This window comes from Bacillus sp. LQ16, assembly GCF_057784645.1.
In genome coordinates this window covers 5,051,013-5,072,892 of sequence record NZ_CM173491.1, presented here as the reverse complement: position 1 = coordinate 5,072,892, position 21,880 = coordinate 5,051,013, and the positions used below count along the sequence as shown (strand labels likewise).

Genomic DNA, 21,880 nt, shown 5'->3' with positions numbered 1-21,880 from the left:
TATAAAACACATACATATAATATGCAACACACATATATAGGATATAAAACACAGTATAAGATATATTATAAAAAGCTTGATTTAAAGCGGAGATTAAAAGTTGGCACGCTACTTGCATTAATAATTAGCGTAAAGAAAAATAAATAAACATAAATTTTTTATACTACACAAGGGGGATTTTCGAATGAATATTTTATTATGTTGTTCAGCAGGGATGTCTACAAGTTTACTAGTTACAAAAATGGAAGCGGCTGCAAAAGCTCGCGGTCTAGAAGGAAAGATTTGGGCTGTATCTGGGGATGCAGTAAAAACGAATATCGATCAAGCAGATGTATTATTACTAGGACCACAAGTTCGTTATATGCTTTCTTCAATGAAAGCGCTTGCTGATGAAAAGAATGTCGGAGTTGATGTTATTAATCCAATGCACTACGGCATGATGAACGGAGAAGCAGTTTTAGATCACGCGTTAACACTTAAAAAATAATTAGGGGGGAAGTAAAATGCAACGTTTTATTGCATTTATGGAGAAGTACATGGTTCCGATTGCTGGTAAAATCGGATCGCAACGTCATTTGGCTGCGATCCGAGATGGATTTATTGCAGTTATGCCACTTATTTTAGTTGGTTCGATGGCAGTATTGGTTAATGGTTTACCAATTCCGGCATTCCAAGATTTTATGAAAGATTTATTCGGTGAAACTTGGAAACAAATTGGTGGTGGCATGTGGACAGGATCTTTCGGGGTATTAGCTCTGATGGTTGCAGTTACTACAAGTTATAACTTAGCAAAATCTTATGGCGTTGATGGATTGTCAGCAGGTATTATTTCGTTTGGTGCATTAATTATTCTTACACCAACAACACCCAAAGAAGCTGGAATAAATATGCTTTGGACAGGCGCACAGGGTTTGTTCGTTTCACTTATTGTTTCCATACTCGTAACGGAGATATTCCGCTTCTTTGTTCAAAGAAACATTACAATTAAAATGCCAGATGGTGTACCACCGGCAGTAATGAAATCTTTCGCTGCATTAGTTCCAGCATTTGTGATTTTAACGGGTATTGCAAGTATTCAATTAGCAGTGAAACTAGCAGGTACAAGTGTTCATGAGTATATCTTTAATACGTTACAAGTCCCATTACAAGGTTTAGCGGGTACGTTACCAAGTGCAATTGTTATTGCATTATTAGTACATGTACTTTGGTTCTTTGGTTTACATGGTCCAAATATTGTTGGGGGTATTATTGAGCCACTTTACTTACCGGCATTAGAGAAAAATATTAAGTTATTCCAAGATGGTACATCTGCATTTGATGTTCCAAATATTATTACAAAACCATTTTTTGATACTTTCGTATATCTTGGTGGTTCTGGTGCAACATTAGCATTCTTAGTTGTTGTATTAATTGTAGCGAAAAGTGCACAATTACGCGGTGTATCTCGTCTATCGATTGGGCCTGGCGCATTCAACATTAATGAACCAGTAATCTTTGGTACACCAATTGTTTTAAATCCAATTTTATTCATCCCATTCGTATTAACACCTGTTGTGTTAGTTATTACATCTTATACAGCAATTTACTTAGGATGGGTACCAAAAACAGTAGCGATGGTTCCATGGAACGTTCCACCAATTATTAGTGGATATCTTGTAACAGGTTTACATCCTTCTGGTGCGATTTTACAATTGTTCAACTTTGTTATTGCAATGGCGATTTACTTCCCATTCGTTGTCGCATGCGATCGCTCAGTTATCCGTACAGAAAAAGCTGCACAAGGAAATAACAACTCTGTACCTATGTAACATAATAATTGTTCTCAGAGACAACATGATCTGTGAGAACAATTACCTTTATATCATGTTCAAAAAGATGAAACACATCTGCAAGAACACCAAACTATCATTAATAAATTAAAACTTTAATAGAGATGTTCAAACTGAAGGGGTATTTAAATCGGTTGAACCATAATAGAGAGGGCGGTAATTATGATGACTACAGCAGAACAAATTCCATTCCAATTGATTTTAAATAGTGGCAATGCACGAAGCTTTGCAATGGAGGCACTTCAATTTGCCAAACAGGGGAAAATGGCAGAAGCAGATGAAGCGATGGTAAAGGCGAAAGAAGCGATTAATGAAGCGCATCATTTCCAAACAGAGCTCATACAATCAGAAGCAAGAGGAGAAAAAACAGAGATTAGTGTTCTTTTAATTCACGCACAAGATCATTTAATGAATGCGATTACAGTGAAAGAATTAGCAGCAGAGTTTATTGATCTTTATAAAAAGCTTGAAGCGAAAGGGGAATAAAGCATGACTGGAATTAAAATTGCTACAATCGGCGGTGGATCTAGTTATACACCAGAGTTAATTGAAGGATTTATTAAACGTTATGATGAGCTTCCTGTTCGTGAAATTTGGTTAGTAGATATTGAGGCAGGAAAAGAAAAGTTAGAAATCGTTGGGAACTTAGCGAAACGTATGGTGAAAAAATCAGGTTTACCAATTGAGATACATTTAACACTTGATCGCCGTGAGGCATTAAAAGATGCTGACTTCGTAACAACACAACTTCGTGTTGGTTTATTAGAAGCACGTGCAAAAGATGAAGCAATCCCGTTAAAATATGATGTAATCGGTCAGGAAACAAATGGTCCTGGTGGTTTATTCAAAGCGTTGAGAACGATTCCTGTTATTCTAGATATTTGTAAAGACATGGAAGAGCTCTGTCCAAATGCATGGTTAATTAACTTTGCAAATCCAGCTGGTATGGTAACAGAAGCTGTCCTTCGTTATACAAATATTCAAAGAGTAGTTGGTCTATGTAACGTTCCAATCGGAATTCGTATGGGTCTTGCAAGATTACTTGAAGTAGATGCGAGTCGTGTTCATGTTGATTTCGCAGGTTTAAATCATATGGTATACGGACTAGATGTATATTTAGATGGCGTAAGTGTAATGGACCGTGTGTTAGAGCTTGTAACAGATCCAGAAAAGCAAATTACGATGGAAAATATCGCAGCGCTTAACTGGGAGCCAGACTTTATTCGAGGACTTCGTGCGATTCCATGTCCATACCATCGTTATTACTACAAAACACGTGAAATGTTAGAAGAAGAAAAAGAAGCTTCTGTTGAAAAAGGTACACGTGCAGAAGTAGTAAAACAATTAGAAAATGATTTATTCGAGTTATATAAAGACCCGAACTTAGATATTAAACCACCACAATTAGAAAAACGTGGCGGCGCTTATTATAGTGACGCAGCATGTAGTTTAATTACGTCTATTTACAATAATAAAGGTGATATCCAGCCTGTTAATACACGAAACAACGGAACAATTGCAAGCTTACCACATGATTCAGCTGTTGAAGTGAACTGTATTATTACGAAAGAAGGTCCAAAACCAATTGCAGTTGGAGATCTTCCAGTACCAGTTCGCGGTTTAGTACAACAAATTAAATCATTCGAGCGCACAACAATTGAAGCTGCTGTTACAGGGGATTATCATAAGGCGCTGCTTGCTATGACAATCAATCCACTTGTACCATCAGATAAAGTTGCAAAACAAATTTTAGATGAAATGTTGGAAGCACATAAAGAATATCTTCCACAGTTCTTTAAAAAGGTAGAGAAGTAAAAGCGGCGCTATTTAGCCCGCTTTTTTTATTCTATTAGGAGGTATTAGGATGATTAAGTTAATTGTAAATGCAGATGATTTCGGTCTTACAGAGGGTACAAATTATGGCATTATTGATGGACATATAAATGGACTTGTAAATTCAACGACAATGATGATGAATATGCCAGGAACAGAGCATGCGGTACGCTTAGCGAAAGAGTACAACCTACTCGGAGTAGGCGTACATCTCGTATTAACAGCAGGGGAACCACTTCTTGGAGACGTACCATCACTTGTAGGTAGCGACGGATCGTTTCATAAACAAAGTGTTGTAAGGGAAGGGAATATAAATCCAGAAGAAGTTGAGAGAGAATGGATTGCTCAAATTGAGAAGTTTTTATCTTACGGATTAACACCAACTCATTTAGATAGTCATCATCATGTGCATGGTTTACCGATTTTACATGATGTTCTAGAGAGATTAGCGGCTAAATATAATGTTCCGATTCGTCGTTGTGAGGAAGATAGAGCGGTGCATCCATTTTCTGATGTGTTTTACAGTGACTTTTATGCGGATGGTGTGACGGAAGATTACTTTGTGAAGTTAAAAGAAAGAGTACAAGGTGAACAAACGGTAGAAATTATGGTTCATCCAGCTTATATTGATCCAGAGCTTGTGAAGCGTTCTTCTTACGTAATGAATCGTGTGAAGGAATTGCGTATTTTAACAGAGAGTGAGTTGCCAGAAGGAATAGAGCTTGTGAGGTTCTAATAGAAAAAACGACGGCTACATCATGCCGTCGTTTTTTCTATTTATAAAATGGACAGAATATATCCGCCAAAGGCCCCGATTATAACGATAACCCAAGGTGGTGTTTTCCAAAAAGCGAGCAAGCAAAATAGAAGAGATGCAAAAACAAAATCTACAGAGTTCATAATTGTGCTTGTCCAAATAGGATCATAAAAAGCTGCTAGTAAAATACCGACAACAGCTGCATTGACTCCAAGTAGTGCGCCTTGTATGAATGATATTTTTCTCACACTGTTCCAAAATGGTAAAACACCAATAACGAGTAAGAAAGCAGGGAGGAAAATCGCAATTGTTGCGAGTATTGCCCCAAGCGTCCCGTTTAACACTGCTCCTATATACGAGGCGAATGTAAATAGTGGTCCTGGTACTGCTTGTGTTAATCCGTATCCAGCTAGGAACTGTTCTTTCGTCATCATGCCGTTTTGTACGAACTCGCCTTCAAGAAGAGGCAGCACGACGTGTCCTCCTCCAAATACAAGTGCGCCAGAGCGATAGAAACTATCAAATAAAGCGATGTAATAAGAGAACGGTCTTAATATCGGTAGCAGTAGTAATAGTCCAAAGAATAAGACGAGACAAGAAACTGCTATCTTTTTTGAAATAGGTACTTTTATATGTTGAGATTGGCTAATTGGTTGGTTGCGATATAAAAACCAGCCGATAAAGCCACATATTATAATGAGGATGACTTGCGTCCAACTATTTGGCCATAATAAGGCGATTGCGGCAGTTACAATCGCAATCGTCGCACGGTTGCGATCTGGAGTTAACTTTTGCGCCATTCCCCATATGGCATGAGCGACAATAGCGACTGCTACAAGTTTTAGTCCATGAATCCAGCCAGCACTCCCAAGATCGAACTGATTAAGGAATGAGGCGAAGAAAACTAAAACAAGGACAGACGGTAAAGTGAATCCAATCCATGAAATAATAGCTCCTAAAAGCCCGCCCCGTAATAATCCAACCCCCATACCGACTTGACTGCTGGCAGGACCAGGAAGGAATTGACATAGCGCTACTAAATCTCCATAGCTTCGTTCATCCATCCATTTTCTTTTTTGCACGTATTCGTGGTGAAAATAGCCGAGATGAGCGACAGGACCGCCGAATGAAGTAAGTCCTAATTTAAATGAGACGAGAAAAATCTCTAATAATGTGTGAAAGGTGTGTTTGTTTTTTTTCAAAATAACCTCCTAGAATGTTTTTGCTATGTGCATTATACAAGAAGTGGTAAAGCAAAAGGAACAAATCTAATGTAAAGATTTTGTGAATCTTTTCTTTGTAATTAAAATTGAAAAAGTCATAAATGATTATGTCTAAACCATAAAGTAGTAGAAGTAGTGCTGGGAAATTTATATAAGGAGAATGCCTTATGACAACACATTTCTTTGCCAGGTTAACAGGTAAGAGGGAAGTGCCTCCTGTAAATACAGAAGCTTTTGGGGTAGCAGAGTTTATTTTTAGTGATGATTTAACGAAATTGCATTACAGAGTAATACTAAAAAATATAGAAAAGGTTACATCGTGTCAAATTCATTTAGGGAAGTCTACTCAAATTGGTCCTGTTGTTTTATATTTGTATGGTCCACTGGAGCAAGGGATTAGCTTGAACGATGGAAGTATTACTGGTGTAGTGAATGTGGAGGATTTTGAGGGACCTTTACAAGGGAAATCATTTGTACATTTACTTCAAGAAATTATTCAAGCAAATGTATATGTTAATGTTCATACGAAATCACAAAAAAGAGGAGAAATAAGAGGGCGAGTTAGAAAAGTAAAGAAGTAGAGGAAAAGGCTGTCCATATGTTGGAACAGCCTTTTCTCATTATATAAGGTGCTAGTTTTAGCGATTATTGTCGGTAAATCGATATATTTTGAAAATCGCTGATATAATCTGAGTTGCGCCGATATATTTCAATAATCGCTGATATAACTCACGTTACGGTCGATATTTTTAAAAACTGCCTCGATTAATTTTTCACAGGTTGATTTTTAATAAAGAAGTCCATAACGTAAAATACTTCGTCATCTGGTATTTGTATTTCAAATGTATTTTCAATTGGTTGCAATGCTTTTTTTACTTTCATATACATCCAGTATTCATCTTGTCTCCTTTTCTCCTTATCAGGATGAGGGAGAAGGCTTTCTCCTTTTTGGAGACGGTCAACCATACAGCTCATATGCAGAATAACACCCATTAAGCTATCAGGAGTTAGCTGTAAGGAAATTAATTCTTGGATTGTATTTAATGCGTAACGAATTGTTTTGATCAGTAATGCCCCATCGTTACGTTGCATTTGTTGTTCAAGAATATCCGCCATTTTTGCATATGTTTCTTCATACGTAATTAATTCTTGAATGGGCTGAATCGCTGTGTAGTTTACGATGTCTTGGAAATGATATGTTAAGCACGGCACTTGCACATCGAAATTCGTGACGATACAAATGATGTTACGCTCTTTTTTTATGTTCTCGATCATTTTCGTTAAATCTTTTTCATGGACGATACTAATCGGAATAATTTCAATTAAGTCTTTATCAAATCGTAAATAGTTCTCTAACATTTTTTGAATAGCTAAAGCACTTCCTTCACCAGTTAAACAAGCTGTTAAAATAACAGATTTCATTGGAGAGAGAGGTTTTTTCTTTTCTTCTTGTACGTTTAAGTAAAATGGTGTTAAATTTTTTACTGTTTCATACAGCGCATCTAATGAATAACCGAGCTGAGCTTTTCGAGCTGCTTCTAGTGCATGTGGTGTGCTCGTCATCGAGAGAACACGTACAGGGATTTTGAACTCCGTTTCTAATATGTCACCGATATAAGCAAGTGACCCCATATCGACAAGTAAGAGAAGCCCATTTACATTTTGTAGTGTTTTCATATACACTTTCACACGTTCCAAGAAATCTTTCGGTGATTCGTGTAACGGCATATCAATACCGGTTACTTCCTCAATGCCGAGAAGTTCGTTTGCAACGTTTGCCATTTCAGTTGCGATGCCATTACCGTGTGCTAATATTAATACTTTTACTTCTGTTTGTGAGGCAGGAATTGGATCAACAACGAAGAACATTGTTAAAAAGCCAGCTTCATCAATAGGCATTGTTATTTGTAATTCTTCCTCCAGTAGTTGAATGCATTGCATAGCTACGGAAAAAGCTTCTTTATATTTCGTACGAATTTGATTTAATTGTGGGTGATGTATTTGTTTTCCGCTTTGTAAACGTTGTAGAGTTGTCTGTACATGTAAACTTAAAGCGAGAAATACTTTTTCATCAAACGTCTTAGATAAATGCTTTTCAGCAAGTTCCGCTATTTTTTCACATACGGAAACGATATTACGATCCACAATTTTAAAAACATTTTCATGGCTTGTTTTTTTTGATATTTGGTTAAAATATTGTACGAAAAAGCTTTGAACATCATTTTCTATTAGTAATTCTAATTCTTCCTCTTCAATACCACGTGCTTGAAGTTCTTCGTATTTATAGTCAATATAATCGTAAATAGAAGAGCGTTTTTCATCTTCTGTTTTATGATTACTCCAACCTTCCTCACCTGTAAATACAAATGTTTCATTTGGTATTTGGTATAAGTGACGGCTCTTCCTTTCAATGAACAACCCTTCTTTCATATACCAAGGTAAATCTGTACTTGAAACATAGACAGAATCACGTTTCTTTGTGACCAAATCAGAATAGGCTTTCGCACAGGCAATTTGAACATCTGTTTTTAATTGACCAATGTTATTGGGACAATTGTAAAAGACGAAAGCACGCATTGCATTTGGGCTAACGTGAATGTCTTTTCGCAGACGAATTGCTTCATTTGTGAAAAATAGCTGTAGTAAAGCAAAGCGCTCTTTATGTGTACGCTCACGAAGTGGTGGCAGCGTAACAGTCATCGGTATACGTCTTGTAAATGTTTTTAATAAAAAGGAATTTGGTTCTTCTGTTGTTGCAGTAATGATTAATACTTGTGCTTTACGTTCGTTCTCTGTTTCTCCAAGGCGGCGGTACACTCCGCGGTCAATAAAGGTGAAAAGCATTTCTTGTCCCTCTGGAGGTAGGCGATGTACTTCATCTAAGAAAAGAATTCCTTCATGTGCTTTTTCAATTAACCCTTTTTGATCACTTGCTCCTGTGTAAGCTCCTTTTTTAATCCCAAATAACTGTCCAAGTAGTAGTTGTGGATTGTTTGCGTAATCAGCACAGTTAAAGACGATAAATGGTGCATTTTTGGGAAGCTGTTCAACTTCAATTGCATATTCGTGCATTAAAGAAGCAAACATAGACTTTCCGACCCCTGTTTCTCCCAGTAGTAAAGTATGCATACCGTTTGGAGGGTAGAGAATAGAAGCTTTCGCTTTTTCAATTGCGATTTTAAGGCTCGTATTTTCAATTGCAAATGTATCTAATGAAGTTATGTCTTTTGAATGCGTTTCCAACGAAGTGTTCGTTTCTATGTAAAAACGAACAGGTCGCGTATTTGTTTTTAATAACCGTTTATCTTTTACAAGTTTGTTTAAGTCGCTACTTACATTGGCGCGATCTAGTTGTAGAAATGTAGCGAGTTCTGATGCGGTTACACCTTCTGTATAATTTCCTTCTTGTATTGCATTAAAAATGAGATCTATTCGTTTCATTTCCATTCACCTCGAAACTTCATCACTATTTAAAATTTTACACAAAAATGGGAAGGGTGGGAAGAGAAAAATAAAACAGCTTTAGTCTAGAAGTACTAAAGCTGTTACAATCTTGTGTCTTTCCAAAAATTTACCTCGAGATGAGAAGATGGATTATAGGGAAGAAGTTTGTATCCTTGTGACTGTAAATAATCAATTACTTTTGGCAGTATTTGTACGGTCACACTCGAATCATGCATTAAAATAACTTCGACTTGTTCATCACTTTGATTACGCACTCTTTCGAGTATGGCAGAAGGATTATCATAGCTTTTCCAGTCATAAGTATCAATCGTCCAATCCCACATTTTATACTGGGCTGATACAAGTGCGTCACGGTAATTCTTTTTTAAGTAAGGCATACTACCATATGGAACGCGAACGAGATGTGTATTTAATTTCGTAACTTGCTGGACAATACTTTGTGTTTGTTCCATTTCTGCAATTAAAGTGGAAGGGTCACCAGTGTAAAGGCGTTTTACATCATGTGACATGCTATGGAGCCCGATATAATGTCCTTCTTTAATTAATCGTTGCATCGTTTTTCTGTAATGCGGCACTTTTCCGCCAATAACAAAGAAAGTTGCTTTTCCATTCTTTTCTTTTAAGATGTTTAAAATTTGCGTCGTATATTTGTTTGGTCCGTCATCAAATGTTAAGTACGCAATTTTTTGTGTAGGAGAAGTTGTTTCAGTATTTGGATGATGTTCAGCAGGAATAACGGTTGTTGCTTCAGTATTAGATGATGCGTACGTAGTAATTGTTAAGAATAAAATAATACATTGAAATACTCGCTTAATCATAACATTCACCCTCAGTTTGACAATCAAGATGTAAAAAAACTTGATACTTTTCTTATTATGTATATCTTTCTCCAATAGAGGAACTCTCAAACAATCTATATTTTGGAAATATAAAATAAGGAATAAAAAATAGCATCCTAAAGGATGCTATTTGAATATTTCATAATGGTAAAGGCTATACTACAATTAGTCTTCGCGTTTTTTCACTTTTTTATAAAAGGAAATAAGTGGTTTGTAACGTTCATGTACAAGCCCGATTATTTCAGCAATGATTTCTGTGAAGAAAATCAAAGCGAAAAGAAGAATAATGGATAACCATAACGTTGCACTAGTGAAAATAATGGCATTTACACTAAAGAAAATACCGAATGCGTATATAATTAGTACCGTTTTACGATGAGAGAATCCCATTGCAAGTAAGCGGTGATGTAAATGCGATTTATCTGGTGCTGAAATAGGTTTTTTATTTACGATACGACGGATGATTGCAAATATCGTATCAAATATAGGTACACCTAAAATGATAATTGGAACGATAAAACTGAATAACGTTACACTTTTGTATAATCCAAGTAACGATATAACAGAAATACAGTATCCTAAAAATAGTGCTCCTGTATCTCCCATGAAAATTTTTGCTGGATGGAAGTTGAAGAATAAAAATCCAATTGTACTTGCTAATATAATTAATGCGAGTGGCAAGATAATAGCTGTTCCAGTACCCCATGGGCTAGTGAAGGCCATATATGCTAGCGTTGCAAGTACGATAGATGAAATACCAGCAGATAATCCATCTAAGCCGTCAATTAAGTTGATTGCATTCGTAATACCTACAAGCCAAAATACTGTAATTGGATAAGCAAGCCATCCAAGTTCAGTATCCCCAAGGAATGGGATATATAATACTTGCACTAATAATCCACTTTTTACAATCATAATGGCAACTAACAGTTGTCCACCGAATTTTACTTTCGCAGATAACTCGTACATATCATCTAAAATTCCGATGATTACAATGATAATCGCACCTAGTGTTATCGATAACATTCTTTGCTCATATAAGCCGCCGACAACAAATCCTACAGCTACACCAATAAATATTGCTAACCCGCCAAGACGTGGCATAATCTTTTGGTGCACTTTACGTGCGTTTGGCTTATCTGTCGCTCCTATTTTAAAAGCTAATTTAATAACTAAAGGAGTAACGACGAGTACAGTGATGAAAGATGCCAAAATGGCATAAATCACTTGTGAGTCCATTAATACCCCACCCTTTATATTCTAACGTAATTTTTTTTTTTTGAAAATATATTTATCTGAAAATTATGATGTTTATTTACAGGCTCATAACATATGGTATCACAAAAAGATTAGAATTCAATCTTTTTTTCTCTTTACGGTTAATGGAAGCGGATAGAATATATGACAATTGTATATAGAATGTTGCATCATATGAGAAGGTTAATCGTACTGGACTTTGGAATATGACATTTCCTTTTTTTCTTCGATAGTGAATACTTTTAGTTCAGTATTATAAGTGTTACACGTAGAAATGAGTAAGTTTCATGTTAAAATGTGGGAATTTATCTCGCGTCAACTAGTAGCCCCATTCCTACTAATTAAAGTTTCACTTTATCCCGCATTAACGGGCAGTAAGACCCCCATCTCAAAATTCAGCGAAGCAAAGAAGTTAGGTGGGGATCAACTGCCCGTAAAAGCCCCACTGATTAAAGTTTCACTTTATATTATAGTGCATTTAATTTTACAAAAACTTTAAAAAAAATAAGGGGAGTAATTCATATAATGAAGAAGGAAAAGGGTTTTCTCATTTTTAATGTGAGAGGGGGGAGCACAGGGAGAATTCTGTATTTCATATCTTTTCTATTGTAAATTCCTGTGCGAAAAGGAAATGAAAATTACGATAATAGGTACTGGATATGTTGGATTGATTACAGGAGTAGGATTGGCAAAGTTGGGGCATTCAGTTACATGTTTTGATATAGATGATGAAAAAATTAAACGAATAAAACAAGGGGATTTACCTATTTATGAGGTTAGATTACATGAATTAATAAATCATGCATATAAGAATAATGCTTTAATTTTTACATCAAATAAAGAAGAGGCATTTGATGATGTAGAGTTTATATTTATTGCAGTTGGAACACCATCTTTATTAGATGGGACGGCGGATTTAACGTATATTCAGAGTGCTTGTAAAGATATTGGATTATATGCGAAGAACGATATTATTGTTGTTACGAAAAGTACAGTTCCAGTAGGTACAAATGATGTAATGAAGGGATGGATTGAGGGGAATTTAAAAGGGAGGCATACAGTACATATCGTATCGAATCCAGAGTTTTTGCGTGAAGGTTCAGGTATTTATGATTTCTTTCATGGAGATCGTATTGTAATTGGAGCGGATAGTGAGGAAGTAGCAAGAAGAGTAGAGAGTTTGTATAGCCAATTATGCTTAGAAACGTATGTTACAGATATTAAAAGTGCAGAGATGATTAAATACGCATCGAATGCCTTTTTAGCTACAAAGATTAGTTTCATTAATGAAATTTCAAATATATGTGAGAAGGTAGGCGCAAATGTATTGGATGTTGCCAAAGGGATGGGAATGGATAAGAGAATTGGTGCATCTTTTTTAAATGCGGGCATTGGATACGGGGGATCGTGTTTCCCGAAAGATACGAAAGCACTGGTGCAAATTGCGGGAAATGTTGCTCATGATTTTCGTTTGTTAAAAGCGGTCATTGAAGTAAATAATAAGCAACAGCTGCTATTGATTGAAAAAGCGAAAAAAGTTATGAACATGAATAAAAAGCGGATTGCAGTTCTTGGCGCGTCATTTAAACCGAATACGGATGATATTAGAGAGGCATCATCTCTTATTATAATAGAAGCATTACTTAATATAGGTGCAGAAATTGTTCTGTACGACCCAAAAGCAATTCAATATGTGAAAAATATATTTGGAGATGCTATACAATATAGTAGATGTATAGATGAATCGATTAGAGATGCGAGTGCGGTTTTTATCGTAACAGAATGGGAAGCTATTCGAGTGTACCCATTAGAAAAGTACGTACAACTTATGAGAGAGCCTATTTTATTCGATGGGAGAAATTGTTATACTGATGAAGATGTTAAGAAACAAAAGATAGATTATTACTCGGTGGGCAGAAAAAGTATTTGTAATAGAAAAGTTTCTGTTATGCGTTAAAAAGGGATGTACTCATGCATATTTTTATATGTCATAATAGAAGCTGTAATTAGTGAAAGAAAAGAGGCAATCACATGACTGAACGTTTAAAAGTAATGACAATTTTCGGGACACGTCCAGAAGCAATTAAAATGGCACCTCTTGTATTAGAGTTGCAAAAACACCCAGAAAAAATTGAATCGATTGTGACTGTAACAGCACAGCATCGCCAAATGTTAGATCAAGTATTAAATATCTTTGGAATTACGCCAGATTTCGATTTAAATATCATGAAAGACCGCCAAACTTTAATTGATGTTACAACACGCGGTTTAGAAGGTTTGGATAAAGTAATGAAAGAAGCGAAGCCGGATATTGTACTTGTACATGGTGATACAACAACAACATTTATTGCAAGCTTAGCTGCTTTTTATAATCAAATTCCAGTAGGTCATGTTGAGGCGGGCCTTCGTACGTGGGATAAGTATTCTCCATACCCAGAAGAGATGAATCGTCAATTAACAGGTGTAATGGCGGATCTTCATTTCTCACCAACAGCAAAATCAGCAACGAACTTACAGAAGGAAAATAAAGATGAGTCACGTATTTTCATCACAGGAAATACAGCGATTGACGCGCTGCAAACGACTGTAAAAGAAACATATAGTCATCCTGTACTAGAGAAACTTGGAAATGATCGTCTTGTACTTATGACAGCTCACCGTCGTGAAAACTTAGGTGAACCTATGCGTAATATGTTCCGTGCAATTAAGCGTCTTGTTGATAAGCATGAAGATGTACAAGTTGTGTACCCTGTTCATATGAACCCTGTTGTTCGTGAAATAGCAAATGAAATTTTAGGTGAACATAATCGTATTCATTTAATTGAGCCGCTAGATGTAATTGATTTCCACAATGTTGCAGCTCGTTCATACTTAATGTTAACGGATTCTGGTGGTGTACAAGAAGAAGCTCCATCACTTGGGGTACCAGTTCTTGTTCTTCGTGATACAACAGAGCGCCCTGAAGGTATTGAAGCAGGTACGCTGAAATTAGCAGGAACAGACGAAGAGACAATCTTTGGTCTTGCAGATGAGTTGTTATCAGATAAAGAAGCTCATGATAAGATGGCGAAAGCATCTAACCCTTACGGTGATGGTCGTGCATCAGAGCGCATTGTAGAAGCGATTTTACAACACTTTAATAAGTAAATAAAAAAGGCCCAATCGGATAGATTGGGCCTTTTTGTTACGGCTGATTGCGCATAATCCACTCTGCATGAGCATTTGTAGAAGGTGGCGGATCAGTTGGTGTTTTATTTTGGTTTGTTTCTTTTTTTGCTTGTTCGTTAGAATTAGAACTTGAATTTGAATCAGGATTTGAGTTGTTTTTTGTAGTTGGATTTTTTGCTTTTTCCCCTAATTCTTTTTCAATTTCGTTACGCACCGTTTCTACACTGATTGGATCTGGAAGGAAGTAATAAATACCGCCTATCTTTTTGTCTTCGCCTTCAAGCTTTAACGTTTGCATTGTAGAAGGATCAAATCCAGAAAGTTTATTGTAAAGAGCAAGTCCGTCTGAAATAGGAATGTCGGTTTTTATATATTTTCCAACGACAGCTGTTAAATCTTTAATTTTAAATACAGTAGAGGTGGAGTTTAGTTTATGAGCAACAGCGGCTAGTAATTGTCTTTGTCTAGCAGCTCGACCATAATCGCCATTTGGATCTTGCTTTCGCATACGGACGTAAGCAAGTGCTTCTTCACCGTTTAAGTTTTGCTGTCCTTGCTTAAATTGAATTTTTTTGTAGTAATCTACGTCAGAGCGTTCCCAGAAATCGAAGGGTACGTCAACCGTAACGCCGCCGACAGCATCAACGATACCTTTAAAGCCTTGGAAATCAATTTTAAGATAATGGTCTACAGGAACTTTTAGAAAGCCTTCGACAGTTTTGATTGCCATTTCTTCTCCGCCGTAAGCATGGGCAGCGTTAATTTTGTCTTCCTTATTTTTACCAACAATTTTAACTCGAGAATCACGAGGAATACTCATAAGTGAAATCTTTTGAGTTTTCGGATTGACTGTTGCAAACATTAATGAGTCTGTACGACCATTTTGACCGTCTGTCGCATAATCTTCTATACCCATAATGAGAATTGTAAAAGGTTCCTTTGTAATTTCTACATCTTTGTTTCTTAAATCCGATTTTTCACGAGTAAAACCACTATACATCCCCATAAGAGAAGAGTAAGAATTTAACACATAAACTCCTATACTGCCAAATAAAAATGCGAAAATAAGGAAGAAGAAAAGTTTCCTTCTTCGCTTCTTTTTTATTCTGCTATTTTGGAGATGATAATAACGTTCTTCCATATATAATCTCCTTAGTTCGTTAGTTCATTTGTAGGGAAGTAATTCACTACATTAATCTTTGAAGGTGATAAAAGAGTTATGCTTAGATAACATCTTGTTCTAAGTACAACATATCTCCTTCTGTAATTGTACATTTCCCGTTTGTTAATTCAATCATCCAATCTGTAAATGCTTGTTTGCCGTCTTCTTCTACATACGTATCAAATGTGACATTTTCTAGATAATGTATATCTTTAATGGCATATTTTGAATTGCGTAATTCATTTTCCACTTTGCCAAGTAATGTGTAATCAATCTCGGTTTGCATCACACGCATTAGTTTTCGCTGGACAACACCGACATGATTAATGCCTTCGCTTGTACACTTTCCATATGCACGAATTAATCCACCTGCGCCAAGTTTAATGCCACCAAAATAGCGTGTTACGACAACGACGGTATCTTTTAGCCCACGTTTTTTTAGTACTTCTAGCATTGGTACGCCAGCTGTACCGCTAGGCTCGCCGTCATCATTTGCTTTTTGAATATGATCTTGTTCGCCAATTAAATAAGCGGAACAATTATGTGTTGCATTCCAATGCTGTTTTTTTATTTTTTGTATAAATTCTTGAGCCTCTTCCTCAGTCGTTGCTCGGCTAATATAACAAATAAATCTTGATTTTTGAATGACGATTTCGTGTTCGCCGTAGTCTTTGATTGTTAAATATTGTAATAGCACTTGTATACGCCCCTATCTATCAAAATGACTAGTACTTTCCATTTTAAAAGCGAGCCTTTTTATATTCAAACATTTTTTCTAAATAGGCTGAAGTTTTTGGTGAGTATTTTATCTTTTTGTTGTAATTTGTCGAGATGGTGAGTATAATTTCAACCGGCATTTCCCTGTATGGATGCACCATTTGTAGTTTTCGTGTAAAATTAGGAAATAAAACTTTTTATAAGGTAGGTACGAAAATGAAAATAGCTATTGTTACTGATAGTACAGCATATATACCGAAGCAAATCCGTGATGAACTCAATATATATATGATTCCATTAAACGTTGTGTTTGGAACAGAATCTTATCAAGAAGAAGCTGAAATTTCAGCAGATGATTTTTATGTGAAAGTACGTGAACAAGAGGAACTTCCAAAAACTTCTCAACCAGCAATCGGAAAGTTTGTTGAGCTATATGAAGAACTAGCTAAAGATTATGATGCAGTTATTAGTATTCACCTATCAAGTGGAATTAGTGGTACATATCAAACATCAACGACAGCTGGACAGATGGTAGAGGGTATTGATGTATACACGTATGACTCTGAAATTAGTTGTGAAGTACAAGGATTTTATGTGCGTGAAGGTGCAAGGTTAGCAAGTGAAGGAAAGAGTCCAAAAGAGATTATTGCTCGTTTTGATGAAATGAAGAAAACGATGGACGCCTATTTTGTAGTTGATGATTTACATCATTTACAACGTGGTGGTCGATTAAATAGCGCGCAAGCTTTCATCGGCAGTCTGTTACAAGTGAAACCAGTTTTATATTTTAGAGATAAAATCATTATTCCGTTTGAAAAGATTCGTACACGTAAAAAAGCATTAAAACGTATCATTGAAATTTTTGATGAGCAAGCAAGTAAAGGTGTACCTATGGAAGCAGTTATCATTCATGCGCAACGTGAAGAGGAAGCGAATGAATGGAAGAAAGAATTAGAAGCAAAATATCCTCACGTCACAATTCGTACAGGTTATTTTGGAGCTGTAATTGGTACGCACTTAGGTGAAGGTGCATTAGGTCTTGGATGGTATACGAAGTAATAAAGATATAAAAAGCTCTCTTTTTAAGAGGGTTTTTTTACGGGTATGTTACGTTTAGTTGACAAGTTAATATTTGGAAATGGTAAAATGTACGTAAAATAAAATAATGAGGAAAGTTTTATAACTTACTTTTTACAAGAAACTATATTATAATAGAAGAGAGGTGAAACATATGGAGCATAATTCTTGTTTATGTCCAAAGTTTGAGTCAGCTTTTACTCTGCTTAGTAAGAAGTGGACTGGCTTAATTATTAAATCTTTGCTTGAAGAGTCGAAACGTTTTAGAGAAATCGCAGATATTATCCCAAATATGAGCGATCGTATGTTGTCAGAGCGTTTGAAGGAATTGGAAAGCGAGGGCATTGTAGTTCGTAATGTCTATCCAGAAGTACCAGTTCGAATCGAGTATGGCTTAACTGACAAGGGAAAAGCGTTAGAAAGTGTTATGGATGAGGTCCAAAATTGGGCTGAGAAATGGATGAAGTAGCATTTCATTTGTATTCGTATATTTAATAAAACGTAAGGGATTCCTTACGTTTTTTCTTTGTTTATAGAAGTAAGAAAAGTATGCAAATTTCTACACACACATACAAAAATATACGAATTTTGCGCTAGAGCTACATATAATATTACATTTGTTTTACAAAAACGTAACATTAGCAAAAAAAATCCCGAATTATGGTATAAATTTTATAGGTTATATACGGAAAAAGAAAAAAGAAAGCGGTGTAAAAAATAAAATGAAAAAGCTAAAAATGGCATCTTGCGCATTAGTTGCAGGGTTAATGTTTTCAGGGCTAACACCAAATGTATTTGCAGAAGATAAAATTTCTGACGTGAAATCACAAATTAATACACAAAATGACACTTTACATAAACAACAACAAGAACGTGATGAATTACAAAAACAAATGAATGACTTAAACAAAACAATTCAAGGTTTAGATAAGTCTGTTCAAGAGAATGCTGCAAAGCTTGATGAAACAACGAAAAAAGTTTCTGATACTGAGCAATTAATTGAAAAGAAAAATAAAGATATTGCAGAATTACAAACGAAGATTGCAAAACGTGAAGAGTTATTAAGAAAGCGTTTAGTTGCACTTCAAGAACAGCCAAATACGAACGTTGTAACAGAAGTTCTTGTAAACTCTAAAAACGTTGCAGATTTAGTTGATCGTTTAACTTCTGTTTCTAAAATTCTTGAGTCTGATGAAGATATCATGAAAACACAACAAGAAGACCAAGCTAGTGTGAAAAAAGATGTTGCAACGGTAAAAGAGAAACAAAAAGAATTAAAAGAAGCACAAGCTCAAATTGAAACTGCTAAGAAAGAACTTGACGCTGAAAAAGAGAAAAAAGCAACAGCGGTAAACGATTTAAGCGGTAAAATGGATACAGTTGTAACTTCAATGACAAGTACGGAAGGTCAATTGAAAGAGCTTGAGAAACAAGCGTTACAATTACAACGCATTGCAGAAGAAGAAGCACAAGCAAAAGCTGCACAAGAAGCTGCTGCTCAAAAACAAGCAGAGCAAGCTGCTAAAGCTGCGCAAGCTCAGTCAGCACAAGCACCTGCAGAGCAAGCTGCACCAGCAAACAATGGTGGACAAGCTCAAAAAGAAGAGCCTAAAAAAGAAGAACCTAAAAAAGAGGAACCAAAAAAAGAAGAGCCTAAGAAAGAAGCACCTAAACAAGAAGAGAAAAAGCCAGCTCCAAATGTGGGTGGCGTAATTGGTAAAGCGCAAAGCTACTTAGGTTTACCATATGTTTGGGGAAGTGCATCTCCATCAAACGGTGGTTTTGATTGTAGTGGATTCATTTCTTACATTTTTGGTGTAGGTCGTCAAGACGTTGCAGGTTACTGGAACTCAGTTTCTAAAGTAGGTAGCCCACAACCAGGAGACTTAGTATTCTTCCAAGGTACTTATAAAGCAGGTCCATCTCACATCGGTATTTACGTTGGTAATGGCCAAATGATTCATGCTAGTGATAAAGGAATTGCGTACGGTGATATTAACAGCTCATATAACCAAAAACATTTCTTAGGTTACGGTCGATTCTAGGATTTATAAAAGAATAAAAAACGTGTATAAAGTCGATAGCTTACTATTTTATAAGTAGGTTATCGACTTTTTTGAGTTTTTACGGGATTTGAAGAAGGGTTTATAGTAGTGCTGGAGGTGATTGTCGATGCTAGCGGGGAAACAGTTGCTATTAGACGAACTTTCTTCAGATTTACAGAGGGAATTAAATGATTTGAAAAAGAAGGGAGAGGTCGTCTGTGTACAGGGTGTAAAAAAGAAGGCTTCTAAATATGTATGTCAGCGCTGTGGAAATATAGAACAGCGGCTATTTGCGTCGTTTTTATGTAAAAGATGCAGTAAAGTGTGCACATATTGCCGGAAGTGTATAACGATGGGGAGGGTAAGTGAATGTGCTTTACTTGTTCGCGGGATTGCTGAAAGAAAGAGAGAAAAGAATTTAAACTTGCTACGGTGGAGCGGAACGTTGTCTACTGGTCAGAATTTGGCGGCGCAAGGAGTTATAGAGGCTATTAAGCGAAAAGAATCATTTTTTATTTGGGCTGTATGCGGGGCTGGGAAAACAGAGATGTTGTTTTACGGTATTAACGAAGCGCTTCAAAAAGGAGAAAGAGTTTGTATCGCAACGCCGAGAACGGATGTTGTTCTGGAATTAGCACCGAGATTACAGGAAGTATTTCCATATATAAAGGTAGCGGCTTTATATGGAGGGAGTGTGGATAAAGAAAAAGATGCAGTACTAGTCGTTGCAACTACGCATCAATTATTGCGTTATTATAGGGCGTTTCATGTCATGGTTGTAGATGAGATAGATGCTTTTCCATATTGTGCAGATCAAATGTTACAGTACGCGGTAAAACAAGCGATGAAAGAAAGAGCGGCGCGTATTTATTTAACTGCGACTCCAGATGAAACGTGGAAGCGAAAATTTAGAAGAGGTGAACAAAAAGGTGTTATTGTTTCTGGACGATATCACCGTCATCCTTTGCCAGTTCCTTTATTTTGTTGGTGCGGGAATTGGAAAAAAAGCCTCATTCATAAAAGAATTCCTCGAGTTTTACTACAGTGGTTACAAACGTACTTAAATAAAAAATATCCTATTTTTTTATTTGTTCCCCATGTGCGATATATAGAAGAGATAAGCCTGTTGTTAAAGTCATTAAACAAGCGAATTGAAGGTGTACATGCAGAAGATCCGGGTAGAAAAGAAAAAGTAGCGGCTTTCAGAAAAGGAGAAATCCCATTATTAGTTACAACGACAATTTTAGAGCGAGGCGTAACAGTAAAAAATTTGCAAGTAGCGGTTTTAGGGGCGGAAGAAGAAATATTCTCAGAAAGTGCACTCGTACAAATTGCGGGCCGAGCAGGGCGGAGCTTTGAAGCACCGTATGGAGAGGTCGTTTATTTTCACTATGGTAAGACAGAGGCGATGGTGCGCGCGAAAAAACATATTCAAGGTATGAATAAAAATGCGAAAGAACAAGGATTGATCGATTAATGCATTGTTTACTTTGTGATGAGTGTTTTGTAGAAACGGTTAGTTGGTACAATTTTTTTGTAAAGTGTCATAGAAAATATATATGTGATAGATGTGAGCAGAAACTTTCCTATATTATAGGAGAAATTTGCATGGAGTGTGGGCGGCCTTTAGAATATGTTCCTGCCTCATTTCAAGAAGACGGTATTTGTATAGATTGTCTAAGGTGGATGAAAGAGGCGAAGTATCGTTCTTTTAAAAACCGTTCGTTATATATGTATGATGATGAGATGAAAGAAATAGTAGCGCAGTTTAAGTTTCGGGGGGATGCAGAGTTAGTGCGCATTTTTTATCGTCCTTTTCGAAGTTTATTTCAAAAGTATTTTGCTAATGTTTCAACCGTTATCGCTGTTCCGCTTAGTAAGGAAAGGGCAGTTGAACGTGGTTTTAATCAAGCTGAGTTATTAGCAACTTGTTTACCTGTCAAAATTTCTTATCCATCATTAAGAAGAAGGGAAACAGAAAAGCAAAGTAAGAAGACACGTAAAGAAAGGGTGTCAGGAAGCAATCCTTTTTATTTTCAGGGAGAAGAGATGTTTTCTGGGCAACATATTTTACTCGTTGATGATGTGTATACGACTGGAATTACAGTTAGGCAAATCGGAAGTTTGTTATATGAAAGAGGGGCAAGGGAAGTATCTAGTTTGACACTTTGTAGAAGTTAATATGGCAGTGTCGAAAGGGATAATAAAAAGGCGATAAGTCTTCTTTGACTTCATATGTTGTCATTCGTTATAGTCAAAATATGGGGCGAATGCCCTGATTTTTAGAGTGAAGGGAATGGAATGAACATGCAAGGAAGAGTGAAATGGTTCAATGCAGAAAAGGGATTTGGGTTTATTGAGCGTGAAGATGGTGACGATGTATTTGTCCATTTTTCTGCTATTCAACAAGATGGGTATAAGTCATTAGAAGAAGGGCAACAAGTAGAGTTTGACATTGTAGATGGAGCACGTGGACCACAAGCAGCTAATGTTGTGAAACTGTAGGGG

Annotated in this window: 20 protein-coding genes; 14 read left to right on the top strand and 6 right to left on the bottom strand. The window is 36.3% G+C overall.

What is annotated here, in order from left to right:
• Positions 1-184: 184 nt before the first annotated feature.
• The 5 genes from AC3EMB_RS25805 to chbG all read left to right on the top strand — a co-directional run bounded on the left by AC3EMB_RS25805 (position 185) and on the right by chbG (position 4,398).
• Positions 185-487, top strand: a complete 303-nt coding sequence (locus AC3EMB_RS25805; RefSeq protein WP_488517351.1) for a PTS sugar transporter subunit IIB — start codon at positions 185-187, stop codon at positions 485-487.
• Between the two features lie 16 nt (positions 488-503).
• Positions 504-1,808: a PTS cellobiose transporter subunit IIC gene (gene celB / locus AC3EMB_RS25800; RefSeq protein ID WP_488517350.1), complete on the top strand. Its 1,305-nt coding sequence runs from the start codon at positions 504-506 to the stop codon at positions 1,806-1,808.
• Between the two features lie 183 nt (positions 1,809-1,991).
• Positions 1,992-2,315: a PTS lactose/cellobiose transporter subunit IIA gene (locus AC3EMB_RS25795; RefSeq protein WP_000989050.1), complete on the top strand. Its 324-nt coding sequence runs from the start codon at positions 1,992-1,994 to the stop codon at positions 2,313-2,315.
• 3 nt (positions 2,316-2,318) lie between these two features.
• A complete protein-coding gene (celF, locus tag AC3EMB_RS25790; protein WP_000145741.1) occupies positions 2,319-3,644 on the top strand; it encodes a 6-phospho-beta-glucosidase in 1,326 nt (441 codons plus the stop codon).
• A gap of 49 nt (positions 3,645-3,693) precedes the next feature.
• Entirely contained in the window at positions 3,694-4,398 is a 705-nt protein-coding gene (chbG, locus tag AC3EMB_RS25785; protein ID WP_488517349.1) for a chitin disaccharide deacetylase, read from the top strand.
• 41 nt (positions 4,399-4,439) lie between these two features.
• Here chbG and AC3EMB_RS25780 read toward each other — a convergent pair whose 3' ends face one another.
• A complete protein-coding gene (locus AC3EMB_RS25780; protein ID WP_488517348.1) occupies positions 4,440-5,621 on the bottom strand; it encodes a chromate transporter in 1,182 nt (393 codons plus the stop codon).
• Positions 5,622-5,809: 188 nt separating this feature from the next.
• On the opposite strand from AC3EMB_RS25780, the gene exsM reads away from it, so the two are divergent.
• Complete coding sequence (gene exsM / locus AC3EMB_RS25775; RefSeq protein WP_488517347.1) at positions 5,810-6,223, top strand: exosporium regulatory protein ExsM; 414 nt, start codon at positions 5,810-5,812, stop codon at positions 6,221-6,223.
• A gap of 184 nt (positions 6,224-6,407) precedes the next feature.
• On the opposite strand, the gene AC3EMB_RS25770 is transcribed toward exsM, so the two are convergent.
• The 3 genes from AC3EMB_RS25770 to tagO form a co-directional block, all read right to left on the bottom strand.
• Positions 6,408-9,083 (bottom strand): sigma-54-dependent transcriptional regulator, encoded by a 2,676-nt coding sequence (locus tag AC3EMB_RS25770; protein ID WP_000820950.1) that lies wholly within the window; start codon positions 9,081-9,083, stop codon positions 6,408-6,410.
• 104 nt (positions 9,084-9,187) lie between these two features.
• The gene (locus AC3EMB_RS25765; RefSeq protein ID WP_000597153.1) at positions 9,188-9,925 is read right to left on the bottom strand and encodes a polysaccharide deacetylase family protein; all 738 of its coding nucleotides are present in this window, start codon (positions 9,923-9,925) and stop codon (positions 9,188-9,190) included.
• Positions 9,926-10,111: 186 nt separating this feature from the next.
• Positions 10,112-11,185, bottom strand: a complete 1,074-nt coding sequence (gene tagO, locus AC3EMB_RS25760; RefSeq protein ID WP_000378306.1) for a UDP-N-acetylglucosamine--undecaprenyl-phosphate N-acetylglucosaminephosphotransferase TagO — start codon at positions 11,183-11,185, stop codon at positions 10,112-10,114.
• A 649-nt stretch (positions 11,186-11,834) separates the two neighbouring features.
• On the opposite strand from tagO, the gene AC3EMB_RS25755 reads away from it, so the two are divergent.
• Together AC3EMB_RS25755 and wecB are read left to right on the top strand one after the other, a co-directional pair.
• Positions 11,835-13,160, top strand: a complete 1,326-nt coding sequence (locus AC3EMB_RS25755; RefSeq protein WP_488517346.1) for a UDP-glucose dehydrogenase family protein — start codon at positions 11,835-11,837, stop codon at positions 13,158-13,160.
• A 74-nt stretch (positions 13,161-13,234) separates the two neighbouring features.
• Complete coding sequence (wecB, locus tag AC3EMB_RS25750) at positions 13,235-14,350, top strand: non-hydrolyzing UDP-N-acetylglucosamine 2-epimerase (protein ID WP_000140121.1); 1,116 nt, start codon at positions 13,235-13,237, stop codon at positions 14,348-14,350.
• A gap of 37 nt (positions 14,351-14,387) precedes the next feature.
• On the opposite strand, the gene AC3EMB_RS25745 is transcribed toward wecB, so the two are convergent.
• Positions 14,388-15,512 (bottom strand): LCP family protein, encoded by a 1,125-nt coding sequence (locus AC3EMB_RS25745; protein WP_069356509.1) that lies wholly within the window; start codon positions 15,510-15,512, stop codon positions 14,388-14,390.
• Between the two features lie 82 nt (positions 15,513-15,594).
• Positions 15,595-16,230, bottom strand: coding sequence for a YigZ family protein (locus AC3EMB_RS25740; RefSeq protein WP_000926669.1), 636 nt, complete (start codon positions 16,228-16,230; stop codon positions 15,595-15,597).
• 236 nt (positions 16,231-16,466) lie between these two features.
• Between AC3EMB_RS25740 and AC3EMB_RS25735 the strand changes: the two genes are divergently transcribed.
• From AC3EMB_RS25735 to cspC, 6 genes are all read left to right on the top strand, one after another.
• The gene (locus AC3EMB_RS25735; protein WP_000684727.1) at positions 16,467-17,309 is read left to right on the top strand and encodes a DegV family protein; all 843 of its coding nucleotides are present in this window, start codon (positions 16,467-16,469) and stop codon (positions 17,307-17,309) included.
• A 172-nt stretch (positions 17,310-17,481) separates the two neighbouring features.
• Positions 17,482-17,796 carry a winged helix-turn-helix transcriptional regulator gene (locus AC3EMB_RS25730; RefSeq protein ID WP_000400857.1) on the top strand — a complete coding sequence of 105 codons (315 nt, stop codon included), beginning with the start codon at positions 17,482-17,484 and terminating at the stop codon, positions 17,794-17,796.
• A gap of 148 nt (positions 17,797-17,944) precedes the next feature.
• Positions 17,945-19,372, top strand: coding sequence for a C40 family peptidase (locus AC3EMB_RS25725; protein ID WP_141493236.1), 1,428 nt, complete (start codon positions 17,945-17,947; stop codon positions 19,370-19,372).
• A gap of 127 nt (positions 19,373-19,499) precedes the next feature.
• The gene (gene comFA / locus AC3EMB_RS25720) at positions 19,500-20,849 is read left to right on the top strand and encodes an ATP-dependent helicase ComFA (RefSeq protein ID WP_000879410.1); all 1,350 of its coding nucleotides are present in this window, start codon (positions 19,500-19,502) and stop codon (positions 20,847-20,849) included.
• On the top strand, positions 20,849-21,553 hold the full coding sequence (locus tag AC3EMB_RS25715) for a ComFC family protein (RefSeq protein WP_090978131.1): 705 nt from the start codon (positions 20,849-20,851) through the stop codon (positions 21,551-21,553). The genes comFA and AC3EMB_RS25715 overlap by 1 nt, the downstream gene beginning before the upstream one ends.
• A 126-nt stretch (positions 21,554-21,679) precedes the next feature.
• Positions 21,680-21,877 (top strand): cold shock protein CspC, encoded by a 198-nt coding sequence (cspC, locus tag AC3EMB_RS25710; RefSeq protein ID WP_001990088.1) that lies wholly within the window; start codon positions 21,680-21,682, stop codon positions 21,875-21,877.
• Positions 21,878-21,880: the final 3 nt, after the last annotated feature.